Here is a 21,244-nt window from a genome sequence, read left to right on the forward strand (position 1 = left end):
CTGGCATATTGGCGAATCGTCTGACCAAAACGACCTCGGCCGGCCAGCCTCGGCGCCGGCTCATGGCCCGCAACCGTCATCGCGCCATCGCGCCATTTCGTCCGCTATCGTGATATCGCTCTCCGATCCGGTTGTCCGCTCGATCGCCCTGCTGGAGTCGCACGAAGGGTTTGTCGATCTCGCCGGTTTTCATGACCGCATCGCCGTCGATCCCGGCCGCGTCGACGCCGCACACTCGAGCCGGCATTTCCTGAAAGTGCGTCACGGTGTGGCGCAACGGCTGATCGCCGCCGCGCACGCGCTGCCCGACGGCCTGCGCCTGTACGTCAAGGAAGGCTATCGTCCGCTGGCGCTGCAACGCCGCTACTTCACCCGGCATCTCGCGCACCTGCGCCGGACGCTGAACCCGCTGCCGGACGAGGACACATTGGTCGCGCTGACGAGCCACTACGTCGCGCCGCCGGAAGTCGCCGCCCATCCGACGGGCGCGGCCGTCGACCTGACACTGATCTCGACGGACGGCGTCGAGCTCGACATGGGCTGCGTGCTCGATGCAACCGACCAGGAATCGTCCAGCGCGTGTCATACGCACAACCCGTTCATCAGCCGGGCTGCCGCCCGCCACCGCCAAGTGCTGATCGCCGCGCTGACGGGCGCCGGCTTCACCAATTACCCGTCGGAATGGTGGTATTGGTCATTCGGCGACCGCTATTGGGCCGTCATGCACAACCAGTCGCATGCAATTTACGGTCCCGTCGAGGAAAGCATGCTCGACGAAGCCGCGCGCTGACGTTCTTTCCGACGAAACGAACCCGCCCCGGTAACATCCTCACTTGTCGATCCCTGCCCGCTCCCGCACAATCGCAGCACCTGCATCACTCTCCCCCGCGCCGATGTCCTATGCGTCACTCGCCACCGGCGTCCTCCTCGCCGGCGGCCTCGGTCAACGCTTCGACCCGAGCGGCCTGCACAGCAAGCTGCTCGCGCTGCTTCCCGACGGCACGCCGGTTGCGGTCGCGGCCGCCCGCCGTCTCGCGGCGGCCACGGCCGACGTGATCGCCGTCGTGCGTCCCGGTGCCGAAAAACTCGCGATGCTGCTGAACGAGGCCGGCTGCCACGTCGTCTACGCGCCCGACGCGGTGCGCGGCATGGGCGCGAGCCTCGCGGCCGGCGTGCGCGCGACACCCGACGCGAACGGCTGGCTCGTCGCGCTCGGCGACATGCCGTGGATCGCGGCGTCCACCTACGAAAGCGTCACACGCGCACTCGACGCCGACGACGCGTCGATCGTCGCACCCGCGCATCGCGGCGCGCGCGGCCATCCGGTCGGGTTCGCCGCGCACCACTTCGATGCGCTCGCCGCCCTCGACGGCGACACCGGCGCCCGCGCGCTGTTCGCCAGTGCACCGGTCAGGCTGCTCGACGTCGACGATCCGGGCATCGTGCGCGACGTCGATACGCCCGCGGATTTGCGCTGACGCCGATCCAGCTCCGCACGCGGAGCCGCGCATGGCCCGCTCCGGCGCAGCAGGTGTCGGCACGAAAACCACGCCCGCGCGGATTGCCCCGACGACCGGCGCCCCACCGCGACAATCCCGCTGCAAATGCACGCCCGATTGCCTATAACGGAGACGAGGCGCCCCCGCCGCGCCACCGCCGTCACGCACTGCGCGAGTTCTCCATGACCGATCACACGACCCCGACGCCCGAGCCACCGGCCGACCCGAACCGCGACCCGGAAGACGACCCGCTGTCGTCGCCGCCCGGCCATCACGACAACCCGCAGCAACCGGACGGGCCACCGAGCAAGGATCCGGTCTAGCCGCCGGGCGGCCGCGCCGCGCATTCGCGGTGCATTCGCCACGGGTTCCGGTCATGCGGCGCCCGCGCATGACGCTGCCTAACGCGCGGTATACCCGCCGTCGATCGGCAGCGATACGCCGCTGACCATCGATGCCGCATCGCTCAGCAGGAACAGGATCGGCTCGACGACCTCGTCCGGCTCCGCGAATCGCCCGAGCGGGATCGCGGCCAGCATCGGCGCACGCTTTTCCGGATCGCTCCACGCGAACTGCGCCATCGGCGTGAGGGTGACCGTCGGGTTCACACTGTTCACACGAATACCGTGCGGCCCGAGTTCGATGCACAGCACGCGCGTGATCGCGTCCATCGCCGCCTTCGACGCGCAATAGCCCAGATGCGCGGGCAGGCCGACGAGCGCGGCCTGGCTCGATACGTTGACGATGCTGCCCCGCGCCTGCGCTGCGCCACGTCCGTCGCGCGCGATCATCTTCCGCGCGACGGCCCGTGCGACGAGCGCCGCGCCGCGCGCGTTGACCGCCATCACGCGATCGAAATGCGCGGCGCTCACGTCGAGCGCCGATTCGAGCGACGCGATCCCCGCGCAATTCACGAGGCCGTCGAACGCGTCGTGCGCGGCGAGCGCCGCGTCGATCGCGTGCTCGTCGCCACCGACATCGACGCGCAACGTCTCGCACGCAGCCTCACCGGCCAGTGCGTCGAGCGCGGCCATGTCGCGCCCCGCCGCGACGACCCGCGCGCCCGCCCGCGCCAGCGCGACCGCGCACGCGCGCCCGATCCCGCTCGACGCACCCGTGACGAGCACCCGCGAACCGCCGAAATCGAATCGACTTTTCATGATGGCGTGTGCAACCCGTGCATGATCGGTGCGAGCGCCGGATACAGCGCCGTATAGAGCGCAAAGCGCGCCGCATAGGCGGCCGCGCGTTCGGCATCGGGCCGCGCGCGCTCGACGAGCGTGACCCATCCGCCTTGCGCATCCTCGTGCGACACGAGCCCCACCCCGACTCCCGCGAGCAGGGCCGCCCCCATCGCGGCTTCGACGTCCTGCTCGATCGTCCACACCGGGAAGCCCGTCACGTCCGCGATGATCTGCATCCACAGCGCCGAATGCGCGGCCCCGCCCACGACGATCAGCCGGTCGTCGAGCGCGGCCGCGCCGCGTCGGCCGGCCTCGATGTTGTGCCGCAACGCGAACGCGACACCTTCGAGCACCGCGCGATACAGGTGCGCGCGCGTGTGCGCGAGACTCAGCCCGACGAATGCGCCGCTCGCCTTCGCGTCCCACACCGGGCTGCGTTCGCCCATCAGGTACGGCAGGAACAGCACGCCATCGGCGCCCGGCGGCACGCTTTCGGCCGCCTCCTCGAGCAACACGTGCGGATCGCCGTGCGGCAGCAGGCGTGCCGCATCGATCTCCGCGTGACAGAACTGGTCGCGAAACCACGCGACCGACGCGCCTGCCGTGATCGCGCCGCCGAACACGTACAGGTCGCGCTGCCCGTCGAACACGTGCGGCATGCTGACGAGCCCGTGCCGCGCATCGACGTGCCGGCTCACGTAACCCCAGCACATGCTGGTGCCGATCATCGCGACATGCTGCCCCGCGCGCGTCGCGCCGGCCGCGAAGGTCGCGACGGCCGCATCGACGCCGCCCGCGACGACGGGCGTGCCGGCCGGCAGCCCGAGCGGCTCCGTCCATTGCGACAGCAGGCCGCCGACGACGTCCGTCGATTCGACGAGCCGCTCGGGCATCATCGTCGCCGGGATGCCGAGCATGTCGAGCGCATCGTCGGACCATTCGCGGCGCGCGACGTCGTACACGCCGCCGATGTTGCCGGCCGAGCTGTGATCGACCGCGACCTCGCCGGTCAGCAGGTAGATCACGTAGGCGTTCGGCGGCAGGAAGTAGCGCACGTTCGCCCACACGTCCGGCCGCTGGTCGCGCAGCCACAGCATCTTCGTGAAGCCGTAATAGCTGTCGACGCCGTTGCCCGTGATCACGCGCATCCGCTCGGCGTTCACGTTCGCATTGATCCAGTCGACTTCTGCGGTCGCGCGCCGGTCCATCCAGATCAGGCACGGATGGACCGGCCGCATGTCGCTGTCGACCGGAACGCCCGAGCCGCCGTACAGGCTGCCCACGCACACCGCGCGGATCGCGTCGGCCGGCACACCCTGCGCGCGCGCATCGCTCACGCAGCCGGCGATGCATTCGAGCACGGCGTCGAACCACACCTGCGGCCATTGCTCGGCCCACAGCGGGCGCGGCGTATCGGGCTGGTAGCCGGCCGAGCGCCGCGCGACGATCGTGCCGTGCCGGTCGACGAGCAGCGCCTTGGTGCTCTGCGTGCCGATGTCCACGCCTATGACGTATTCCATGATGTCTCCGGTAAGGCGCACGCCGGCCGTCAGCGGGCCGGCTTCAGCAGCACCTTGATCGATTCGGGCGATTTCGCGACGCGGATCGCGTCGTCCCACTCCTCGAGCGCGAAATCGTGCGTGACGATGCCTTTCGACGTGACGAGCCCGCGCGCAAGCAGGTCGATCGCGACCGGATAGCAGTATGGCCCCAGGTGCGCGCCGCGCACGTCGAGCTCCTTGCGGTCGCCGATGATCGACCAGTCGACGGTCGCATCCTCGCCGAACACGCTGAATTCGACGAAGCGGCCGAGCTTGCGGATCAGGTCGAGCCCTTGGCTCACGCCGACCGGCGCGCCGGTCGTCTCGATGTAGACGTCACAGCCGTAGCCGTCGGTGAGCGCCCTGACGATCGCGCGCGCATCGTCGCGCTTCGGGTTGATCGTCACGTCGGCGCCGTACTGCCGCGCGAGTTCGAGCCGCTCGTCGATCAGGTCGATCACGACGAGCTTCTTCGGCGTCTTCAGGTGCGCGACCTGCGTCATCATCAGGCCGAGCGGGCCCGCTCCGGCGATCACGACCACATCGTCGAGCTGCAGGTCGCCGCGGTTCACCGTATGGATCGCGCACGACAGCGGCTCGATGATCGCGGCGTCTTCGAGCGACACGCCGAGCGGGATCCTGTGGACGATCGCGGTGGGCGGAATGCGCATGTATTCGGCCATCCCGCCGTCAGCCACCTCGCGCTGGAAGCCGAAGATGTTGTGCACTTCGCACATCCAGTACTGGCCCGACCGGCAATAACGGCACTTGCCGCACGGCACGATCTGCTCGGCGATCACGCGGTCGCCCAACGCCACGCCGAAATGCTCGGCTGCGCCGTCGCCGAGCGCTTCGACGTAGCCGAAAAATTCATGGCCGGGAATCACGGGCGCCTTCACCCACGGGCTCGGGCCGCCCCAGAACATCTTCGCGCCCGTATAGCACTTGCAGTCGCTCGCGCAAATCCCGCACGCGGCGATGCGGATCACGAGTTCGTTCGTGCCGGGGCGCGGCTTCGCGACCTGTTCGACGCGGTAGTCCTCGGGGCCGTGGCAGACGACCGCGGTCATCCGCGGCTGGGCTTCGGGTGTCGTCATGAGTTGTCTCTTTCGTTGATGATTCGGATATCTGATCGATCGCACGTTACCGCGACCGTTCGCGGCTGATGTAGATCGCGAGCAGGATGATTCCGCCCTTGATCACGTTCTGCACATACGGGTTCACGCCGATCATGTTCAGCCCGTTGTTGAGCACGCCGAGCAGCAGCGCGCCGACCAGCGTGCCGAGGATCGCGCCGCGCCCGCCCGAGATCGACGTGCCGCCCATCACGACGGCCGCGATCGCGTCGAGCTCGAAGCCCACGCCCGCGTTCGGCTGCCCGCTCATCAGCCGGCCCGTCAGCACGATTGCGGCGAGCGCCGACGTGAGCCCGGCGAGCGTGTAGACGATCAGCTTCACGCGCGCCACGCGCACGCCGGTGAGCCGCGTCGCCTGCTCGTTGCCGCCGATCGCATACACGTAGCGGCCGAACGGCATCCGGTCGAGCAGCAGCCACGCGATTGCATAGACCACCAGCATGATCAGTACGGGCGCCTGGATGCCGAACACCTTGCCGCTGCCGAAGAACGCGACCCAGTCGGGCAACCCGTCGATCGGATAGCCGCCCGTGTAGATCAGTGCCAGGCCGCGCGCGATGCCCATCGTCGCGAGCGTGACGATGATCGGCGGCATCCCCGCGAACGCGACGAACAGGCCGTTCAGGAAGCCGAATCCGAGGCCGACCGCGATGCCGATCGCGAGCGCGGCCACCGCGTTCACGCCGGCCACCATCAGCCCGGCCGCGAGCGTGCCCGACAGCGCCATCACCGAGCCGACCGACAGGTCGATCCCGCCGGTCAGGATCACGCAGGTCATGCCCACCGCGATGATCGCGTTGATCGACACCTGGCGCAGCACGTTCTCCAGGTTCGCGGCGGACAGGAAGCTCGGGCTCGCGATCATCATCGCGATGCACACGACGATCAGGCCGACGAGCGGATAGAACAGCGTCGAGCGTCGCAACTGCGCCCACATCGCGCGCGGCGGCGGTGCGTCGCCGTTTCCGGCGGCAGCCGCGAGGGTCGGGGAAGACGGGGAAGAAGAATCAGGCAGGTTCATGGGTCGCTCCTCGCGTGCCGGCCGTGGCATAGGTCATGACCGTGTCGGGATCGATCTCGTCGCCTTCGAGCGTCGCCTCGATGCGCCCCTGCCGGAACACGGCGACGCGATCGCACATGCCGACGATCTCCGGCAGCTCGGACGAGATCATGATGATGGCGTAGCCGCGCGCGGTGAGTTCGCGCATCAGCCCGTAGATTTCGGCTTTCGCGCCGACGTCGATGCCGCGCGTCGGCTCGTCGAAGATCAGCACCGACGTGTGATGGTTGAGCCAGCGCGCGATCACGACCTTCTGCTGGTTGCCACCCGACAGCGTCGCGACCTCGGTATGGATCGACGGCGCCTTCACGCCGACGCGCCGCATCACGTCGTGCGTCGCGCGCGCCTCGCCGCGGCGGTCGATCAGCCAGCGCATCGACCGGTACTTGCCGAGGTTGTTCAGCGAGATGTTGTCGCGGATCGAGAACGACGTGACGAGCCCTTCCGTCTTGCGGCTTTCCGGCAGGATGCCGATGCCCGCGCGCAACGCGTCGGCCGGATCGGCAAGCGTCGCCGCCGTGCCGCGCACGCGCACGTCCTTGCGATGCGCACGCGTCGCGCCGATCACCGCGAGCGCGGTTTCGGTGCGGCCCGAGCCGACCAGCCCGGCGAAGCCGAGAATCTCGCCCGCATGCAGCGCAAAGCGGTTCACGGGGCCGTCGCGCTCGATCTGCAGCGCATCGACCTCCAGTACCCGCGGCGCCTCCGCCGCGCGCGCCGGCTTCGGCGGAAAACTGCTCTCGATCCGCCGCCCGACCATCATCCGCACCAGCTGCTCGACGTCGGTGCGCGCGACGTCGGTCGTCGCAACATACTGGCCGTCGCGCAGCACCGTGATGCGGTCGCACACCGCGAAGATTTCCTCGAGATGATGCGAGATGAAGATCATCGCGACGCCCTGCCGCTTCAGCTCGCGCATGATCGCGAACAGGTGCGCGGCCTCGGCCGGCGTGAGCGTGGCGGTCGGTTCGTCGAGGATCAGGATGCGCGCGTCGAGCGACAGCGCCTTGCCGATCTCGACGAACTGCTGCTGCGCGACCGACAGTGCACGGATCGGCGCATCGAGATCGATCGCGACGCCGAGCCGCGCGAAGATGCCGGCCGCCGCGCGACGCATCCGCTTGCGGTCGCGTGCACCCCAGCGGTTGCGCAGCTCGCGGCCGAGGAACAGGTTGTCGACGGCATCGAGATGCGGGATCAGGCTGAATTCCTGGAACACGATGCCGACACCCGCCGCGACCGCGTCGCGATAGTCCGCGAAACGACGCAGCGCGCCGTCGATCTCGATCGTGCCGGTATCCGGCCGATGAATGCCGCACAGGATCTTCATCAGCGTCGACTTGCCCGCGCCGTTCTCGCCGAGCAGCGCATGGATCTCGCCGCGCGCGATCTCCAGATCGATGTCGGACAGCGCCTTCACGCCGGGAAAGCTTTTCGTGATGTGGCTGAGCCTGAGTATCGTGTCCATCGGTTTCTCCGTACGAAGGGCGCCGGCCGTGCCGCCGCCCTTCGGGTCGCATTGCACGTCGTTCACCAGCTGAAGCCCTTCGCGTTGCCGCGGTCGACCACCTTCACGTCGACCGGGATCGCCTTCGGCACCGTCGCGCCCCACTTGCGCGCAATCGCGATGCCGAGCGCGATACGCACCTGGTCGGCCGGGAACTGCGCGGTCGTCTCGATGAACTTCGAATTCGGCTTCTGGATCGCGGCGATGGCCTCGGGCGCGCCGTCGACGCTCGTCAGCTTGATGTCCTTGCCCGAGCTCTCGATCGCGGCGAGCGCGCCCATCGCGCCGCCGTCGTTCACGCTGAAGACGCCCTTGAGCTTCGGGTGCGCGGAGATCAGGTTCTCGGTCACCGACAGCGCGGTCGCGCGCTCCTGCTTGCCGTTCTGCGTGTCGACCAGCTTCACGTTCGGGTATTTCGCGAGCCCCGCCTTGCAGCCGCGCACGCGCTCGAGAATCGGCACGACCGGAATGCCGTCGAGGATCGCCACCTCGCCGCTGCCGCCGATCGCTTTCGCGAGGTAGTCGCACGACATCACGCCCGCGTCGTAGTTCTTCGAGCCGACGAACGAATCGACCGGGCCGTTCGCGTTCGCATCGACGGCCACGACCACCGCGCCGGCCTTCTTCGCCTGCGTGATCGCCGACTGGATGCCGGTCGAATCGGTCGGGTTCACGAGCAGGATGTCGATCTTCTTCTGCAGCATGTCCTCGACGTCGCTCACCTGCTTGCTGACGTCGTGATGCGCGTCGGTGACGACGACCTGCGCACCGATCGACGCGGCCGCGTCGTTCAGCGCCTTCTGCATCGTCACGAAATACGGGTTGTTGAGCTCCTGGAACGTCATGCCGATCCGCAGCGGTGCGGCCTGCACGGCGGCGGGCAGCCAGGCCGCGGCGGCGAGCGCGGCAACCGCCGCCAGGCGGGCGGCGCGACGGGGGGATGAGGCGGGTGATGCAGGCGTCATGACGGTGTCTCCGGTTGTATGAGGCTTTTTCGTGGGTGAGCAAGCCCCTCGCGACGCGGGCGGCGCGATCGGCTGGGTGAAACGGCGTGGAAAACTCGGGCGGGCGGCGGCCCGGCGATCATCCGGGCTGCGGGGCGAGTTCGGGCGCGCCGGGCGTCACGACGCGCGGCGGCAGCGGATTGCCGGTGGGTGCCGCGTGCAGCGCCAGTTCACGGCTGCGCGCGTTCAGGCGCTGCAGTGCGCGGAATTCGGACGGCGCCATCCCCTTCACCGCGCGGAACTGGCGGTTGAAGTTCGACACGTTGTTGAAGCCGGCCTGGAAGCAGATATCGGTGATGTTCGCGTCGTCGGCGAGCAGCAGCTGGCACGCGGATTCGATCCGCAGGCGATTCACGTACTGGACGAACGGCATGCCCGTCTGGCGATGAAACGCGCGCGAGAACGCGCTGACGCTCTGCCCGGTCAGTTGCGCGAGATCGGATTCGCGCAGCTCGGACGCGAGGTTCTTGCCGATGTACGACAGCGCATGGCTGAGCCGCGTCGGCGTGACATCGGCCTGGTCGTACGCGGGGCTCGCGAGCAGCGTGCGTTCGGCCGCCCCGCACAGCCGTTCGAGGATCGTCATGAACAGCGCGATGCGGCGCATGCCGCGCGCGGCCAGCAGTTCGTCGAACAGCGGCGCGATCGCGGCGCTGGTCGCCGCGTCGAAGCCGACCCCGCGCCGCGCATCGTCGAGCAACGCCTGCGCGTCGCGGCATTCGGGAAACGCGTCCATGCAGCGGCGCACGAATACCGGATCGAACTGGATCACGAGATTGCGGCGTTCGACGGTTTCGCCTTCGGCCATGTCGCTGACCCAGTTGTGCGGCAGGTTCGGGCCGAGCAGCACGAGATGGCCGGGGCCGAACGAGCCGATGTGGTCGCCGACGAAATACTTGCCGCGCGTCGCGACGATCAGGTGCAGCTCGAATTCGGGATGGAAGTGCCAGCGGATCGTGCGATACGGATAACCGTGCGACCAGACCTTGAACGACTCGTCGCGTCGCACTTCGACCACTTCCAGATCGGGGTGCATCATGTGGGCGTCTCCATTCCCGTGTCTCGCCGGCCGGTTCGTTTTGCGCGTGCGCCGCGTATTTCACGCGGCGACGCGACCGGTCGCATGGGAAGCAATGTAGGTCGATCGAGCGCGCGGCTCCACCAACTTTACGCCTGATTTTCGATACTTTTTTGCCCATTCCGGCCGCAAATGGCGCCGGATGGCAAATTTGTGCAGTGCGGAACGGCCGGGCGGCCGCCCGCCCGGCGCTTACGCGGCCGCGTGTTCGCGCGCGGTACGCGCTTCGTACGCCTTCAGGTGGTTGTACGCGATCCGCAGCAGCGACAGCCCATCGGCCGCCTGCGGGTCGCGGCGCGCGAGCAGGTCGCCGATCACGTGATCGGCTTCGACGCGCGCATGGTTTTCGACGTCGCGCAGCATCGACGCGGTCAGCGGCGACGGCGTCAGCACCATCCGCTGCATCCGCTCGATGGCGGCCGGATCGGGCCGGTGGCCGTTGTGCTCGGCAATCGCACTGCATTCGCCGAGCATCGTCTCGAGCAGGCGGCGGCCGTCCGGCGCGGCGAGAATGTCGCCGACCGACGCGCGGAACAGCGACGTGCTCGCGGCGAGCGTCGCGAGGAACACCCATTTTTCCCACATCCGCGCGGCCACGTCGTCACTGAGCGTCGCATCGAAACCCGCGCCGCCGAGCACCTCGGCCACCGCGCGCACACGCGGCGATTCGCCGCCCGCGAGTTCGCCGAACGTGACCCCGTGCGTGTCGTTGAGGTGCACGATGCGCTGCTCGCGATCGAGCGTCGCCGCGATCACGCACAGCCCGCCGAGCACCTGCGCGGCGCCGAACCGCTCGCGCAGCACGTCGAGATGGCGCATCCCGTTGAGCATGGGCAGGATCAGCGTCTGCGGGCCGACGAACGGCGCGAACGACTGAATCGCGTCGTCGAGGCTGTACGCCTTGCAGCTCAGCAGCACGAGGTCGAACGGCGCGACGCCGGCACCCGCGTCGCCCGCGCGCACGGTCTGCACGTTCGCGAGCGTCAGGTCGCCGCGCGGGCTGCGGATCAGCAGCCCGTCGCGCGCCAGCGCGGCCGCGCGGCCGTCGCGCACCAGGAACGTCACGTCGCGCCCCGCCGCGGCCAGCCGGCCGCCGAAATATCCCCCGACCGCGCCGGCCCCCACCACCAGAATCCGCATCGTTGCCTCCTTTCGGTTTCATTCGCCGCCGCGCCGCGCGCGGCGCCTATTCAATCGCCCCGACAGTATAGCGACGCCCGTTATGCATATGCATAGATACCCTTGCTGGTGTCGAAGGCATCGGCGAGGGCGCCGTTCATAGGGATAACCCGCCTACGGCGACGCACGTCGGGCGCCGTCAAGACACTTATCCCGTCACGCCGCCCCGGCGAGCTTCCACGACTGACCGACCACACACCATGCGCAACCTTTCCCTGAATCAGAAACTCGCCTCGATGATCGTCATCCTCTGGCTCGGCCTGCTCGTGATCGCGGGGCTCGGGGCCTGGCAGACGCGCGCATCGATGATCGCGGACCGCCGCGACCAGCTCGCGTCGCTGGTCGCGCAGGCCGCGAGCGTGACCGACCATTACTACAAGCTGTCGCAGCAGAACGCGCTGCCGGAAGCCGACGCGAAACAGAAGGCGCTCGAGGCGATCGCCGCGATGCGTTCCGGCGCCGACGGCTACATTTCCGTCAACGACTCGAAGCCCGTGATCGTGATGCATCCGATCAAGGCCGACCTCAACGGCAAGGACGTGTCGAATTTCACCGACCCGAACGGCAAGCACCTGTTCGTCGAGATCGTGAAGGCCGGCAACCTCGAAGGCGGCAAGGGCTTCGTCGAGTATCTGTGGCCGAAGCCGGGCGCCGACAAGCCGCAGGAGAAAACCAGCGCCGTGCAGCGCTTCGCGCCCTGGGACTGGTACATCGTGACCGGCATGTACATGAACGACGTGCGCACCGCCGTGCTCGAAAGCGTCGGCCGCTGGCTCGCGATGACGACCGTGCTCGGCGGGATCGCGACCGCCGTGATGGTGCTGGTGCTGAAAAGCGTGCGCGCGAACCTCGGCGGCGAGCTGGAAGTGGCACTCGACGCCGCGCAGCGCATTGCGCAGGGCGACCTGACCGCGCACGTCGCCGTGAAGCACGACGATCGCGGCAGCCTGCTGCACGCGCTGCACACGATGCAAGGCGGGCTGATCGACATGGTGTCGCGCGTGCGGATGGGTACCGAGAACATCAACGTCGGCGCAAGCGAGATCGCGTCGGGCAACACCGACCTGTCGCAGCGCACCGAGGAACAGGCGGCCGCGCTCGTGCAGACCGCGTCGAGCATGGACCAGATGACCGCGAACGTGAAGCAGAACGCGGACAGCGCCGCCCAGGCCGCGTCGCTCGCCGGCCAGGCCGCGCAGGTCGCGACGCGCGGCAGCGCGGTGGTTGACGACGTCGTGCGCACGATGAACGAGATCACCGACCGCTCGCACAAGATCGGCGACATCATCGGCGTGATCGACGGGATCGCGTTCCAGACCAACATCCTCGCGCTGAATGCGGCGGTCGAAGCCGCGCGCGCGGGCGAACAGGGCCGCGGCTTCGCGGTGGTCGCGGCCGAAGTCCGCTCGCTCGCGCAACGCTCGGCGACGGCGGCGAAGGAAATCAAGTCGCTGATCGTGTCGTCGAACGAGACCGTCGAGCAAGGCGCGGCGCTCGTCACGCACGCGGGCGAGACGATGGCCGAGATCGTGCAGTCGGTGCGGCGCGTGAACGAGATCCTCGACGAGATCAGCCATGCGTCGCGCGAACAGAGCGCCGGGATCGAGCAGGTCAATCGCGCGGTGGGCGAGATGGACCAGGTCACGCAGCAGAACGCCGCGCTCGTCGAAGAAGCGGCGGCCGCCGCGCATTCGCTGCGCGATCAGGCCGAGGCGCTGCGGGACGCCGTGACGCGGTTTGCGCTGCCGGCCTGACGGCGGCCGCCCGGCGCACGCTTGCTCACGCGGCGTCGCCGGGCCGTGACGCGGCGGGGCCGATGCCGAGCCCCAGCCCCGCCGCCCGCTGGACCAGCTCGACGTCATTGTTCGCGCCGAGCTTCTTCATCGCACTGATCTTCTGCGCGCTGACCGTCTGCTTGCCCTTGCTCAGACGCTGCGCGATCGTCTTGATCGGCACCCCCGACAGATACAGGCGAATGACCTCGATCTCGCGCGCCGACAGCTTCACGGGCGCATTGCCGCGCTCGCCGGCCGCCTCGATCGCGCGCCTGACGAGCGGCGACAGGTAGCGCCCGCCGCTGTAGGCCGAATGAATGGCCGTGACGATATGGCCGACCTCGTCGAACTTGCTGACGACGCTCACGCCGTCGATCGCGAGGATCGACCCGACGATCAGCGGATTCTCGTTCGCGACCAGCACGACGACCCCGACGTTCGGACGCGTGCGCCGCAGCCAGTCGAGCAGCCCGAGGCCGTCCATCTGCACGTCCCCGCGGATCGCATAGTCGACCAGCACGACATCGCAATCGACGCCGCCGAGCGACGCGGCCAGCTCGGCCACATTCCTGCACACCGCGACGAGCTCGATCGCGCAGGCGCTGCCTGCCACCTGCTCGATGCCGGCCAGCGTCAACGGCCAGTCGTACGCGAAGACGATGCGAACGTTGAATTTCCTCATGCGTGGTTCCCGGTGGTTCATCGGCCGCGCGACGCGCAACGCGCACGGCCGGTTTGGCGTTGATCGGACGTTCAGGCTATTTTTAGCCTGAACGCAGATTCTATGAAGCCGCACGCGGACGGGATATCGGACGGTAACGGGATTGGTCGTCAGGGACGTAATACGAGTTTGAATTTGCGCCGGTTCGAGCGGCCGTCCCGGAGCGGCCGGCACCTGGAAACATCGGCCGGATGGCCGGCGTGGCGGGCCACACGGTCCATCCGGCCGGCCAGCAGGTAAAATCGACGCCTTTGCATGCCGCGCCGGGCCGCCGGCGGCGAGCGACGCGCCGATGCCGGCCGCGCGCCACCGCCCTGCGCCCGCGCCCGTACTCCGGTGGCCCCGCCCCGCTTTCCTCATGACCGAATCCGACCTGCAATCCGACGACACCTCCATCCACGAAGACGGCCTCTGGCGTGACAACGGCTGGACGGCCCGCATCATCAAGAACGAAGACGACGACGGCTGGGCCGTCGAAATGATCAAGGACGGCGAGTCCGAGCCCGCGCTCGTCGGGCCGTGGACCATGGGCCGCGACAAGAAGAACCCCAAGCCGATGGACGCGAACGCGTTCCGCACGCTCGTGAAGACCGCGACCGAGGTGCTGATGCGCCACGAGCAGCAGCGGCGCGCGATGCTGCACAAGGAAGTGACGGTTCAGGGCGAGGACGGCCAGGATGTGTCGGTGACGCTCGACATCGTGCCCGACGAATTCGAGCCGTACGCGCAGCTCAAGGCATTCGATCCGTATGGCGAGCTGCTGGCCGAAGCCAAGGTGTCGGCCGGTTTCAAGCTCAACAAGGCCAGTGCCGAGCGCTGGGTCGCCTCGGGCTTCGAGCGGCCGGCCGCCTGATCGCACGGCACGCCGCGCCGCGCGCTCAGGCGCCGGCGCCCTGCCGCGCTCGCTGCAGCCGGCGCGCCGCCAGCTTGCGCCGCACGAGCTGCTCGAACTGCCGCGTCGCGACCTGCGGATCGCGCGCGGCCAGCCCGAGCGCGTTGCGCGCGAGCTGGATCGGCGTCAGCACGAGGCCCCACGGCAGCCCCCACCAGCCGAACGCGGCCGACGCCAGCAACGCGACCGCCTGCTTCCTGCGGCCGCAACGCCGGCAGCACACGTGGTGCCGTGTCGCCCAGCGCGTGACGAACAGCAGCGACACGACGCGATGCGACGCATGGACATCGACCGGCCGGTCGTCGCGACGGCAGATCGGGCACGGCCCGTAACGCCAGTCGTGCACATACTCCCAGACCTTCGCGTCGGGCACCCGCTCCGCCTCGACGACGATCGGATGCGCGCGGGCGCACGCCGGACGGCAATAGCGGCGGCCGTCGATCGACCGCCCGCCGACCAGGAACGTCCTGCCGCAGTGACTGCACTCTGCCACGGTAACCTCGGATAAGCGTGATGCGCCGCATGCCGGCCGCGCGCGCATCGCCGCGCCGGCGGTCCGGACGGGCCGTTTCATGTCTTAACGGCCGACGTCGCGCGGTCTTGAGCGGCGGCGCGCCGCGGCGTGTCAGCCGTGCAGCCCGTGCGCGGTCATCAGCCGATACAGCGTCGCGCGCGAGATGCCCAGCTCGGCCGCCACGTCGGCATGCTGGTGGCGGTGGCGCATCAGCGTTTCCTCGATCGCACGCCGCTCGGCCCGCCGGCGCGTTTCGGCGAGCGTCGGCGGCTGCCGCGACGTGTACTGGTGCAGCTCGAGATCGGCGGCCGAGATCATCGGGCCGTTCGTCATCACGACCGCGAGCCGGATCCGGTTGATCAGCTCGCGCACGTTGCCCGGCCACGGATAGTTGTGGATCGCTTCGACCGCGCTCGGCATGAAGCCGCGAATCCGTTGCGCATTGTCGCCGCGATAGCGCCGCAGCACATGGTCGGCGAGCAGCATGATGTCGCGGCCGCGCACGCGCAGCGGCGGTTCGTCGATGCGCAGCACGCACAGGCGGTAGTACAGGTCCGCACGGAACCGCCCCGCCTGCATCGCGGCCTCGAGATCGACGTGGGTCGCCGACACGATCCGCACGTCCACCGGAATCGACGCGTGCCCGCCGAGGCGCTCGATCGTGCCTTCCTGCAGGAAGCGCAGCAGGCTCGCCTGGCTCTCGAACGGCATGTCGCCGATTTCATCGAGAAACAGCGTACCGCCGTGCGCGGCCTCGATACGGCCGATCTTGCGCTGGTGCGCGCCCGTGAACGCGCCGCGCTCGTGGCCGAACAGTTCGGCCTGCAGCAGCGTCGACGGAATGGCCGCGCAGTTCACGGCGACGAACGGCGCGTCGGCGCGCGACGACTGCTGGTGAATCGCCGCCGCCGTCAGCTCCTTGCCGGTGCCGGACTCACCGGCGATGAAAACGGTCGCCTCCGTATTCGCGACCTTGCGGATCGTCGCGAACAGCCGGCGCATCGCGTCGCACGAGCCGATCATCGTGCCGCCGGGGGGCGCCGCATCGGCGTCCGGGCCGCCGTCCGCGAGCCTCAGCATCCCGTACGCATGGCCGACCAGATAGCCGATCGTCGTGTATGCAGTCGCGTTGCGCACGTAATCGAAACAGCAGTGGCGAATCAGGCGCGCGATGGAAATATCCCGCAGCCGCTCGTCGTCGGCGAACGCGAGCCAGCCGACGCGCGGGTCGCGCAGCAGCGCCTCGAACGACGTGACGTCGGGCGACGCGAAGCTGCCGAAATCGACGATGCCCGCATGCAGACGATTCGCCCTGACGAGATTCAGTGCGTCCGCAACGGTTTTCGCGCGCCACACGTCCCAGCCGCGCGACGCGAGACAGTCGACGAGCGCGGCGTCGTGCTGCTGCGACAGGTAGACGAGCGGCCGCGACGGCACGACATGGTTGCGCCGCACGGCAATGAACGGCGCCGTCCCCGCATCGCGTTCGAGATCCTGCGGGCCCGACACCCTGATCTGGCAGCAATAGTTCACGATGGCCTCGTGGATTGGGTTGGTTGTCGAAACGGCCGTTGCCGGATCGCGTGGAGCGGGGCACCGTGGTCCCGCGACGCGGCGCCGGGCCGTCCTCGGACTGACGTTCGTTATCGGCAGAAAACGACGCGCTGCGTGTAGATCTGCGGCTCGACGGCCGGCTTCGCGGAGCCGTTGAGGTCGTCGCGATAGGCACGGTAGGTCTTGCCGTTCACCGTCACTTCCGTCGCACGGGCCGTCTCGATCGAGTTGAGCCCGTTGCGCTGCCAGCCGCTCACCTGGTCCGCCGCCGTCACGCTCGCATCGCCCGCGATCTTCTGCGTGATCGCGCTGCCGTCGCTCCATGGCTGCGTCTGCATGTCCTCGGCATGCTGCATCGCGCCGACCGTCTTGCCGGTCGGCGTCGGCCCCCTCTGCGCCTCGAACGGCGCGCCTCGGCCGTACACCGGCGATTGCCACGACGGCGCGTGACCCTCCTCCGGCATCATGTAGATCATCTGCGGATCGCCGATCATCATCATCGGCGCGCACGCCGTGTTGTCGGCGCGACCGAGCGTCGTCAGCGCCTGCGCGACGCTCGTGGCGTTTGCCGCGGTCTGCTCGCCCAGGATCACGAAGACCGCCGGGTTCTGAAATACCGCCTGTGCTGCCGCTTGTGCGCTGTACAACAACAGAGCGACCAAAAAGATCCTCATGATTGAGGCCTCCTTGCATCCTCGTCAGGCAAAAAGAGGTGTTGACCTCGGGGATGGGATCAACACCCGTCAAACAGGAAACGACCGTCGGGCCTCGGGTCCGGACGGCTCCCTTGCGCCGCCTCCGGCGCACGGGAGCCGGACCCGCGTGCTTACGACGACGTGCTCGTCGAGATGACGGCCGGAGCCGGCAAGACCGGTGCGGCCGGGGCGGCCTGCTGGTCGACCGGAGCCGCCGGCAATCCTTGCGCCGGATCGGACAACGCCGGCATCTCGGCGGGCTGAGCGGCGGCCTGGTCCGGCACCTTCGCGTCGGCTGCCGGCATGTCGGCAGGCGCTGCGGCCGCGGCGGCGGCAGGTTGCGCGGGTTCCGGTGCGGGCGCTTCCGCGGCGACCGGCGCCGGTTCGGCGGCCTTCGCATCGGCTGCCGGTGCGGGCATCGCGGCCTCGGCTGCGGGCGCCGCGACGACGGCAGCGGCCGGCGTCGTGTCCGCAGCCGGCGCGGCAGCGGCCTGCGCTGCGTTGTCGGTCGCGGCCGGCATCGGCTCCGGCGCCTTGTCGGCGACGGGCTGCACGGGTTCGGGGGCCTTGTCGGCGATTGCCGGTGCGGGTTCGGGCGCCTTGTCGGCGACCGCCGGTGCGGGCTCCGGTACCTTGTCGGCAACCGCCGGTGCGGGCTCCGGTGCCTTGTCGGCGACGGGCTGCATGGGTTCGGGGGCCTTCGTGTCGGCGACCGGCGCGGCAGGCACCGGCGATGCCTTGTCCGCAACGGCCGGCGCGGCGAGCACGGCGGCAGCCGGCACGGCGGCGATCGCGGCCGCCGGTACGACCGAGGCTGCGGGCGCGGCAGCGACAGCGGGTGCGGCAGCCACCGCAGGCGCTGCAGCCACCGCCGGCGCTGCGGCGACGGCCGGTGCCGCGGCTGCAACGGCGGGTTTGGCAACGGCAGGAGCTGCGGCAGCAGCAACAGCCGGTGCGGCAACGGCCGGCGCGGCGGCAACCGGCGCGATCGACGGCACGGGCACGGGTACCGGCACCGACACGGGCGCCGCCTGCACCGAGGTCGTCGCCACCGGGCGGGCCTGCGCCGGTGCCGGCGCGGCAGCGCCCAGCGGCGGCAAGCCCATGCGGTCACGCACGATCGGATCGCGGTACTTCACGTCGTCGGCGACCGTCGCTTCCACGCTCGGCGCCACGTTCGAACGTGCGAGCGGCGTCGTCGTGCCCGGGCACAGATGCCCGGTCGCTTCCACCGCACGCCGGTTCGCGTCGCTCTGGCAGAGCAGCGCGAGCGCCACGTCGGTCAGGCCCATCGCACGGAATTCACGCGCATCGAGACGCCGCACGCAGGCCTGGTCGACCAGCGTCGTGCCGCCCGTCGCGCCGAACCCCGGGAACGACACACCGACGCTCACCGATCCCATGCAGGTATCGGACAGCGTGGTCGTGAGGCCCGGCGCCTGGATCGCGGGGTTCGTCTTGATCGTCTGCGTGCCGGAGTAGTTGACGTTTTCCGACGACTGGGTGTTGTACGGGTTGGTGCCGGGCGCGCCGGACGACTGCAGCGACTGCGGCGTCACGTTCGTGCCGCCGCTCGTGCTGGACGGCATCGTCACGTTCACGTTCACGCTCGAATTGCCGCTGCTGCGAACCCCGCTGGAGCTGGTGGCGTTGCCGCCGCGCGAGCTCGTGGTGTTCGTGTTCATGCTCGAGCCGCCGCCCTGGCTGACTGCCGTCGACGACGTCGACGACTGCGCGCTCGAAGTCGAATCGGCGGTTTGCGCTTGGGCGCCGATCGTGGTCATCGCGAACATCGCAGCGCATGCCACCTTGATCCTGTTGCTGTTCATTTCACTCTCCGGACGAGGTTTTACCTCCCACCCAGGCAACCGTACTAATTCCCCTGATTCCCTTCAGCTTTGCCTGCTTCCCCGAACTGCTTCCAGCCGTTGCCCAGCTGGGACCACGAGCCGGCCGACATGCCCTGCCACTGCTGGGCGTCTGGTCCGCCGATGGCACTGCCCGAAGAAAGCGTTTGTTGTTCTGACGGTTTGGTTGTCTGGTCAGGGTTGTTTGACGTCTGCAAATTCGATTGCACGTCGTTGGCAATACGGTCAGCGCCATACGCCGTCAGAGACGCGAGCATCAGAGCGGCGGCAATCAGTTTCTGCTTCATGCCAACTCCTTACGTGACAACAATGTGGGCAAAAGAGACCAGCGTCGCTGGGAAACTGGTCCCCCCCACACCTGACTAATGACTGCTTCCGGTCGCACTTGAACTGGCGTTGCTTCCGCCCGATGCGGACGGCGAGCCGGCCGGACCGGTACTCCACACGGTCGACGAGTTGTAGTGATTCGAACCCGCGATCGCGCCTGACCCCGCACTGCCGGTCAGCCCAGCGGCACCCGCGTTGGCATTGCCCTGGTCGTTCGCGCTGCTGGCCGTGTAGTGGTTGGCGCCCAGCACGATCGTGGCACTCACCCCTCCCGACAGCGCATTCGCGTTCTCGTTCGTTTTGCTGTTTCCACCGTACGAGCCTGCGGCACCGATACCGCCGCCTGCCGCGAACGCGCCCCCGTTCGTGCCCGAACCGCTGGCCGTCGAGGTCGTGTTGTGGAAAGCGGACGCCGTGCCGGCGGAACCAGCGGGTGTCACCGTACTGCCCGCGTTCGCGCCCGCCGTCGAAGTCGAGTTGCTGGTATAGCTGCCGGAGCCGACCAGAACCGAACCGGAAACACCCGCCGCAACGGACTGTGTCTGGTTGGTCGTGGAGGAACCCGCTGCCAATGCAGCCGACGATATGACGGTGAGCGCTGTCGCGAAAATGACTTTGGCTTTCATAGCAATTCCTTGCTGTGAGTAAGTTCGGCGGTGGCGGAGCCGGGTCTACCCCCATCGAGCGGAACCCGGCATCCGTACCGCCAGCCAATGACGAACGCTACGCGTCGCGGCTTAGTGGTGAACCGTCCAGCCGATCGAGCCGGCGTTCGCGCCGCTGGTGCCGCCTGCTTGTGCGCCGCCGAAGCCGAAACCGCTAACCGACGACGATTGCGTGTGGTTCGTGTACGAGATCGAACCGCTGCCAGGGCCACCTGCAAGTGCGCCGGCTGCACCGAGTGCAGAGCCGGAATCGGTCGCGGTGAAATGGCCGAAGCCGGCAACGCCTGCCATCGTCGAACCGCCGCTCGACGAGCTGCTGCTCGACACCGTGCCGCTGCCTGCGAACGCTGCACCCGAAACCGCCAGAACTGCTGCTGCAATCAGAAGCTTCTTCATGGTCGACTCCAAAACGGCGTGGACGGAGTGAGTCAGGAAGATCGCACGCCATCAACCTTCCTGACTTGAGCAATCCTCGAAATTAAGGATCACTATCGAATTAAGAAATCATGCTGCCTTTTCAATTTCTGTTTTTTGCGAATTTGGCCAGACGAAGCTTAGTCTCGTGTTTTTTGGTTATCCAAATTTTTTTGGTAGGTGTTTTCTATTATTTTTATGAACATTGGATTTATTAAAAACACCATTGCCTGGCAAACCAGAAAGATGCAGATATCTTTCCGGCCCGCGATATTCGATACCCCGCCGGTCGGCGTGCCGGTACGCGGCACTCCATGCCGGAATCGAAAATTCGCGAATACATTAACCACCGCAAATGCAGCGACGTTGAAAACACACCTTTTATTCAGGCGACAACGGGCCTGCATTGCAGCCAGGTGGCATGTCGTCTCCCTGAGCTGTCGACGAAAGGTCTTCCGGATAATCCGGCCGACGGGCGTTCGATCTAATCCAGCCGGCGCCGGCATGGGCCAGGCGCGATCGAAGCGGCCCTGCACGGCCGAAGACGAATCGGCATCACGCTGTCCGGCACGAACAGCCTGATCCATCCCGATGAACTGAATGAAAGTGAGTGTCGCTGTCGCCCGACTGC

At 68.3% G+C, this 21,244-nt stretch carries 22 protein-coding genes; 5 read left to right on the plus strand and 17 right to left on the minus strand.

Features of this window, described 5'->3' with window-relative positions:
* The first annotated feature begins 109 nt into the window (after nt 1–109).
* From AB3K92_RS18650 to AB3K92_RS18660, 3 genes are all read left to right on the plus strand, one after another.
* A complete protein-coding gene (locus AB3K92_RS18650) occupies nt 110–790 on the plus strand; it encodes a M15 family metallopeptidase (RefSeq protein WP_369465602.1) in 681 nt (226 codons plus the stop codon).
* A 103-nt stretch (nt 791–893) separates the two neighbouring features.
* Nucleotides 894–1,478, plus strand: a complete 585-nt coding sequence (locus AB3K92_RS18655) for an NTP transferase domain-containing protein (RefSeq protein WP_021158154.1) — start codon at nt 894–896, stop codon at nt 1,476–1,478.
* Between the two features lie 203 nt (nt 1,479–1,681).
* A complete protein-coding gene (locus AB3K92_RS18660) occupies nt 1,682–1,822 on the plus strand; it encodes a hypothetical protein (protein ID WP_021158153.1) in 141 nt (46 codons plus the stop codon).
* Between the two features lie 78 nt (nt 1,823–1,900).
* Here the strand turns inward: AB3K92_RS18660 and AB3K92_RS18665 are convergent, their stop codons facing one another.
* From AB3K92_RS18665 to panE, 8 genes are all read right to left on the minus strand, one after another.
* Nucleotides 1,901–2,659: an SDR family oxidoreductase gene (locus AB3K92_RS18665; RefSeq protein WP_048023212.1), complete on the minus strand. Its 759-nt coding sequence runs from the start codon at nt 2,657–2,659 to the stop codon at nt 1,901–1,903.
* Nucleotides 2,656–4,203 (minus strand): FGGY-family carbohydrate kinase, encoded by a 1,548-nt coding sequence (locus AB3K92_RS18670; protein WP_369465603.1) that lies wholly within the window; start codon nt 4,201–4,203, stop codon nt 2,656–2,658. Before AB3K92_RS18670 ends, AB3K92_RS18665 begins: the two co-directional genes overlap by 4 nt.
* Before the next feature lie 29 nt (nt 4,204–4,232).
* Nucleotides 4,233–5,321, minus strand: a complete 1,089-nt coding sequence (locus AB3K92_RS18675) for an alcohol dehydrogenase catalytic domain-containing protein (protein WP_369465604.1) — start codon at nt 5,319–5,321, stop codon at nt 4,233–4,235.
* A 46-nt stretch (nt 5,322–5,367) separates the two neighbouring features.
* Entirely contained in the window at nt 5,368–6,381 is a 1,014-nt protein-coding gene (locus AB3K92_RS18680; RefSeq protein ID WP_059485430.1) for an ABC transporter permease, read from the minus strand.
* Nucleotides 6,368–7,888: a sugar ABC transporter ATP-binding protein gene (locus tag AB3K92_RS18685; RefSeq protein ID WP_369465605.1), complete on the minus strand. Its 1,521-nt coding sequence runs from the start codon at nt 7,886–7,888 to the stop codon at nt 6,368–6,370. The genes AB3K92_RS18680 and AB3K92_RS18685 overlap by 14 nt, the downstream gene beginning before the upstream one ends.
* 62 nt (nt 7,889–7,950) lie before the next feature.
* Nucleotides 7,951–8,892, minus strand: a complete 942-nt coding sequence (locus tag AB3K92_RS18690) for a substrate-binding domain-containing protein (protein ID WP_059587034.1) — start codon at nt 8,890–8,892, stop codon at nt 7,951–7,953.
* A 118-nt stretch (nt 8,893–9,010) separates the two neighbouring features.
* Nucleotides 9,011–9,970, minus strand: a complete 960-nt coding sequence (locus AB3K92_RS18695; RefSeq protein WP_048023218.1) for an AraC family transcriptional regulator — start codon at nt 9,968–9,970, stop codon at nt 9,011–9,013.
* 231 nt (nt 9,971–10,201) lie between these two features.
* A complete protein-coding gene (gene panE, locus AB3K92_RS18700; RefSeq protein ID WP_059485432.1) occupies nt 10,202–11,149 on the minus strand; it encodes a 2-dehydropantoate 2-reductase in 948 nt (315 codons plus the stop codon).
* 239 nt (nt 11,150–11,388) lie between these two features.
* Here panE and AB3K92_RS18705 point away from each other — a divergent pair, with 239 nt between their 5' ends.
* Nucleotides 11,389–12,942: a methyl-accepting chemotaxis protein gene (locus AB3K92_RS18705; RefSeq protein WP_027789507.1), complete on the plus strand. Its 1,554-nt coding sequence runs from the start codon at nt 11,389–11,391 to the stop codon at nt 12,940–12,942.
* 25 nt (nt 12,943–12,967) lie between these two features.
* On the opposite strand, the gene AB3K92_RS18710 is transcribed toward AB3K92_RS18705, so the two are convergent.
* Nucleotides 12,968–13,645 carry a response regulator transcription factor gene (locus AB3K92_RS18710; RefSeq protein ID WP_059677585.1) on the minus strand — a complete coding sequence of 226 codons (678 nt, stop codon included), beginning with the start codon at nt 13,643–13,645 and terminating at the stop codon, nt 12,968–12,970.
* Between the two features lie 397 nt (nt 13,646–14,042).
* Between AB3K92_RS18710 and AB3K92_RS18715 the strand changes: the two genes are divergently transcribed.
* Complete coding sequence (locus AB3K92_RS18715) at nt 14,043–14,537, plus strand: hypothetical protein (protein WP_059485433.1); 495 nt, start codon at nt 14,043–14,045, stop codon at nt 14,535–14,537.
* Between the two features lie 25 nt (nt 14,538–14,562).
* Here the strand turns inward: AB3K92_RS18715 and AB3K92_RS18720 are convergent, their stop codons facing one another.
* From AB3K92_RS18720 to AB3K92_RS18755, 8 genes are all read right to left on the minus strand, one after another.
* Nucleotides 14,563–15,069: a hypothetical protein gene (locus tag AB3K92_RS18720; RefSeq protein ID WP_059587033.1), complete on the minus strand. Its 507-nt coding sequence runs from the start codon at nt 15,067–15,069 to the stop codon at nt 14,563–14,565.
* Nucleotides 15,070–15,201: 132 nt separating this feature from the next.
* A complete protein-coding gene (locus tag AB3K92_RS18725; protein WP_048023328.1) occupies nt 15,202–16,599 on the minus strand; it encodes a sigma-54 dependent transcriptional regulator in 1,398 nt (465 codons plus the stop codon).
* Nucleotides 16,600–16,733: 134 nt separating this feature from the next.
* Nucleotides 16,734–17,318: a hypothetical protein gene (locus AB3K92_RS18730; RefSeq protein ID WP_021156315.1), complete on the minus strand. Its 585-nt coding sequence runs from the start codon at nt 17,316–17,318 to the stop codon at nt 16,734–16,736.
* A gap of 152 nt (nt 17,319–17,470) precedes the next feature.
* A complete protein-coding gene (locus tag AB3K92_RS18735) occupies nt 17,471–19,168 on the minus strand; it encodes a chemotaxis protein CheA (RefSeq protein WP_369465606.1) in 1,698 nt (565 codons plus the stop codon).
* A gap of 44 nt (nt 19,169–19,212) precedes the next feature.
* Entirely contained in the window at nt 19,213–19,494 is a 282-nt protein-coding gene (locus AB3K92_RS18740) for a hypothetical protein (protein ID WP_011354481.1), read from the minus strand.
* A gap of 75 nt (nt 19,495–19,569) precedes the next feature.
* Nucleotides 19,570–20,160, minus strand: a complete 591-nt coding sequence (locus AB3K92_RS18745; RefSeq protein WP_060280444.1) for a hypothetical protein — start codon at nt 20,158–20,160, stop codon at nt 19,570–19,572.
* Nucleotides 20,161–20,271: 111 nt separating this feature from the next.
* Nucleotides 20,272–20,595 (minus strand): hypothetical protein, encoded by a 324-nt coding sequence (locus tag AB3K92_RS18750; RefSeq protein WP_021162963.1) that lies wholly within the window; start codon nt 20,593–20,595, stop codon nt 20,272–20,274.
* A gap of 158 nt (nt 20,596–20,753) precedes the next feature.
* Nucleotides 20,754–21,200, minus strand: a complete 447-nt coding sequence (locus tag AB3K92_RS18755) for a hypothetical protein (RefSeq protein WP_369465607.1) — start codon at nt 21,198–21,200, stop codon at nt 20,754–20,756.
* Nucleotides 21,201–21,244 lie beyond the last annotated feature (44 nt).

It is taken from the genome of Burkholderia sp. Bmkn7 (genome assembly GCF_041103175.1).
GTDB classification, from domain to species: domain Bacteria; phylum Pseudomonadota; class Gammaproteobacteria; order Burkholderiales; family Burkholderiaceae; genus Burkholderia; species Burkholderia cepacia.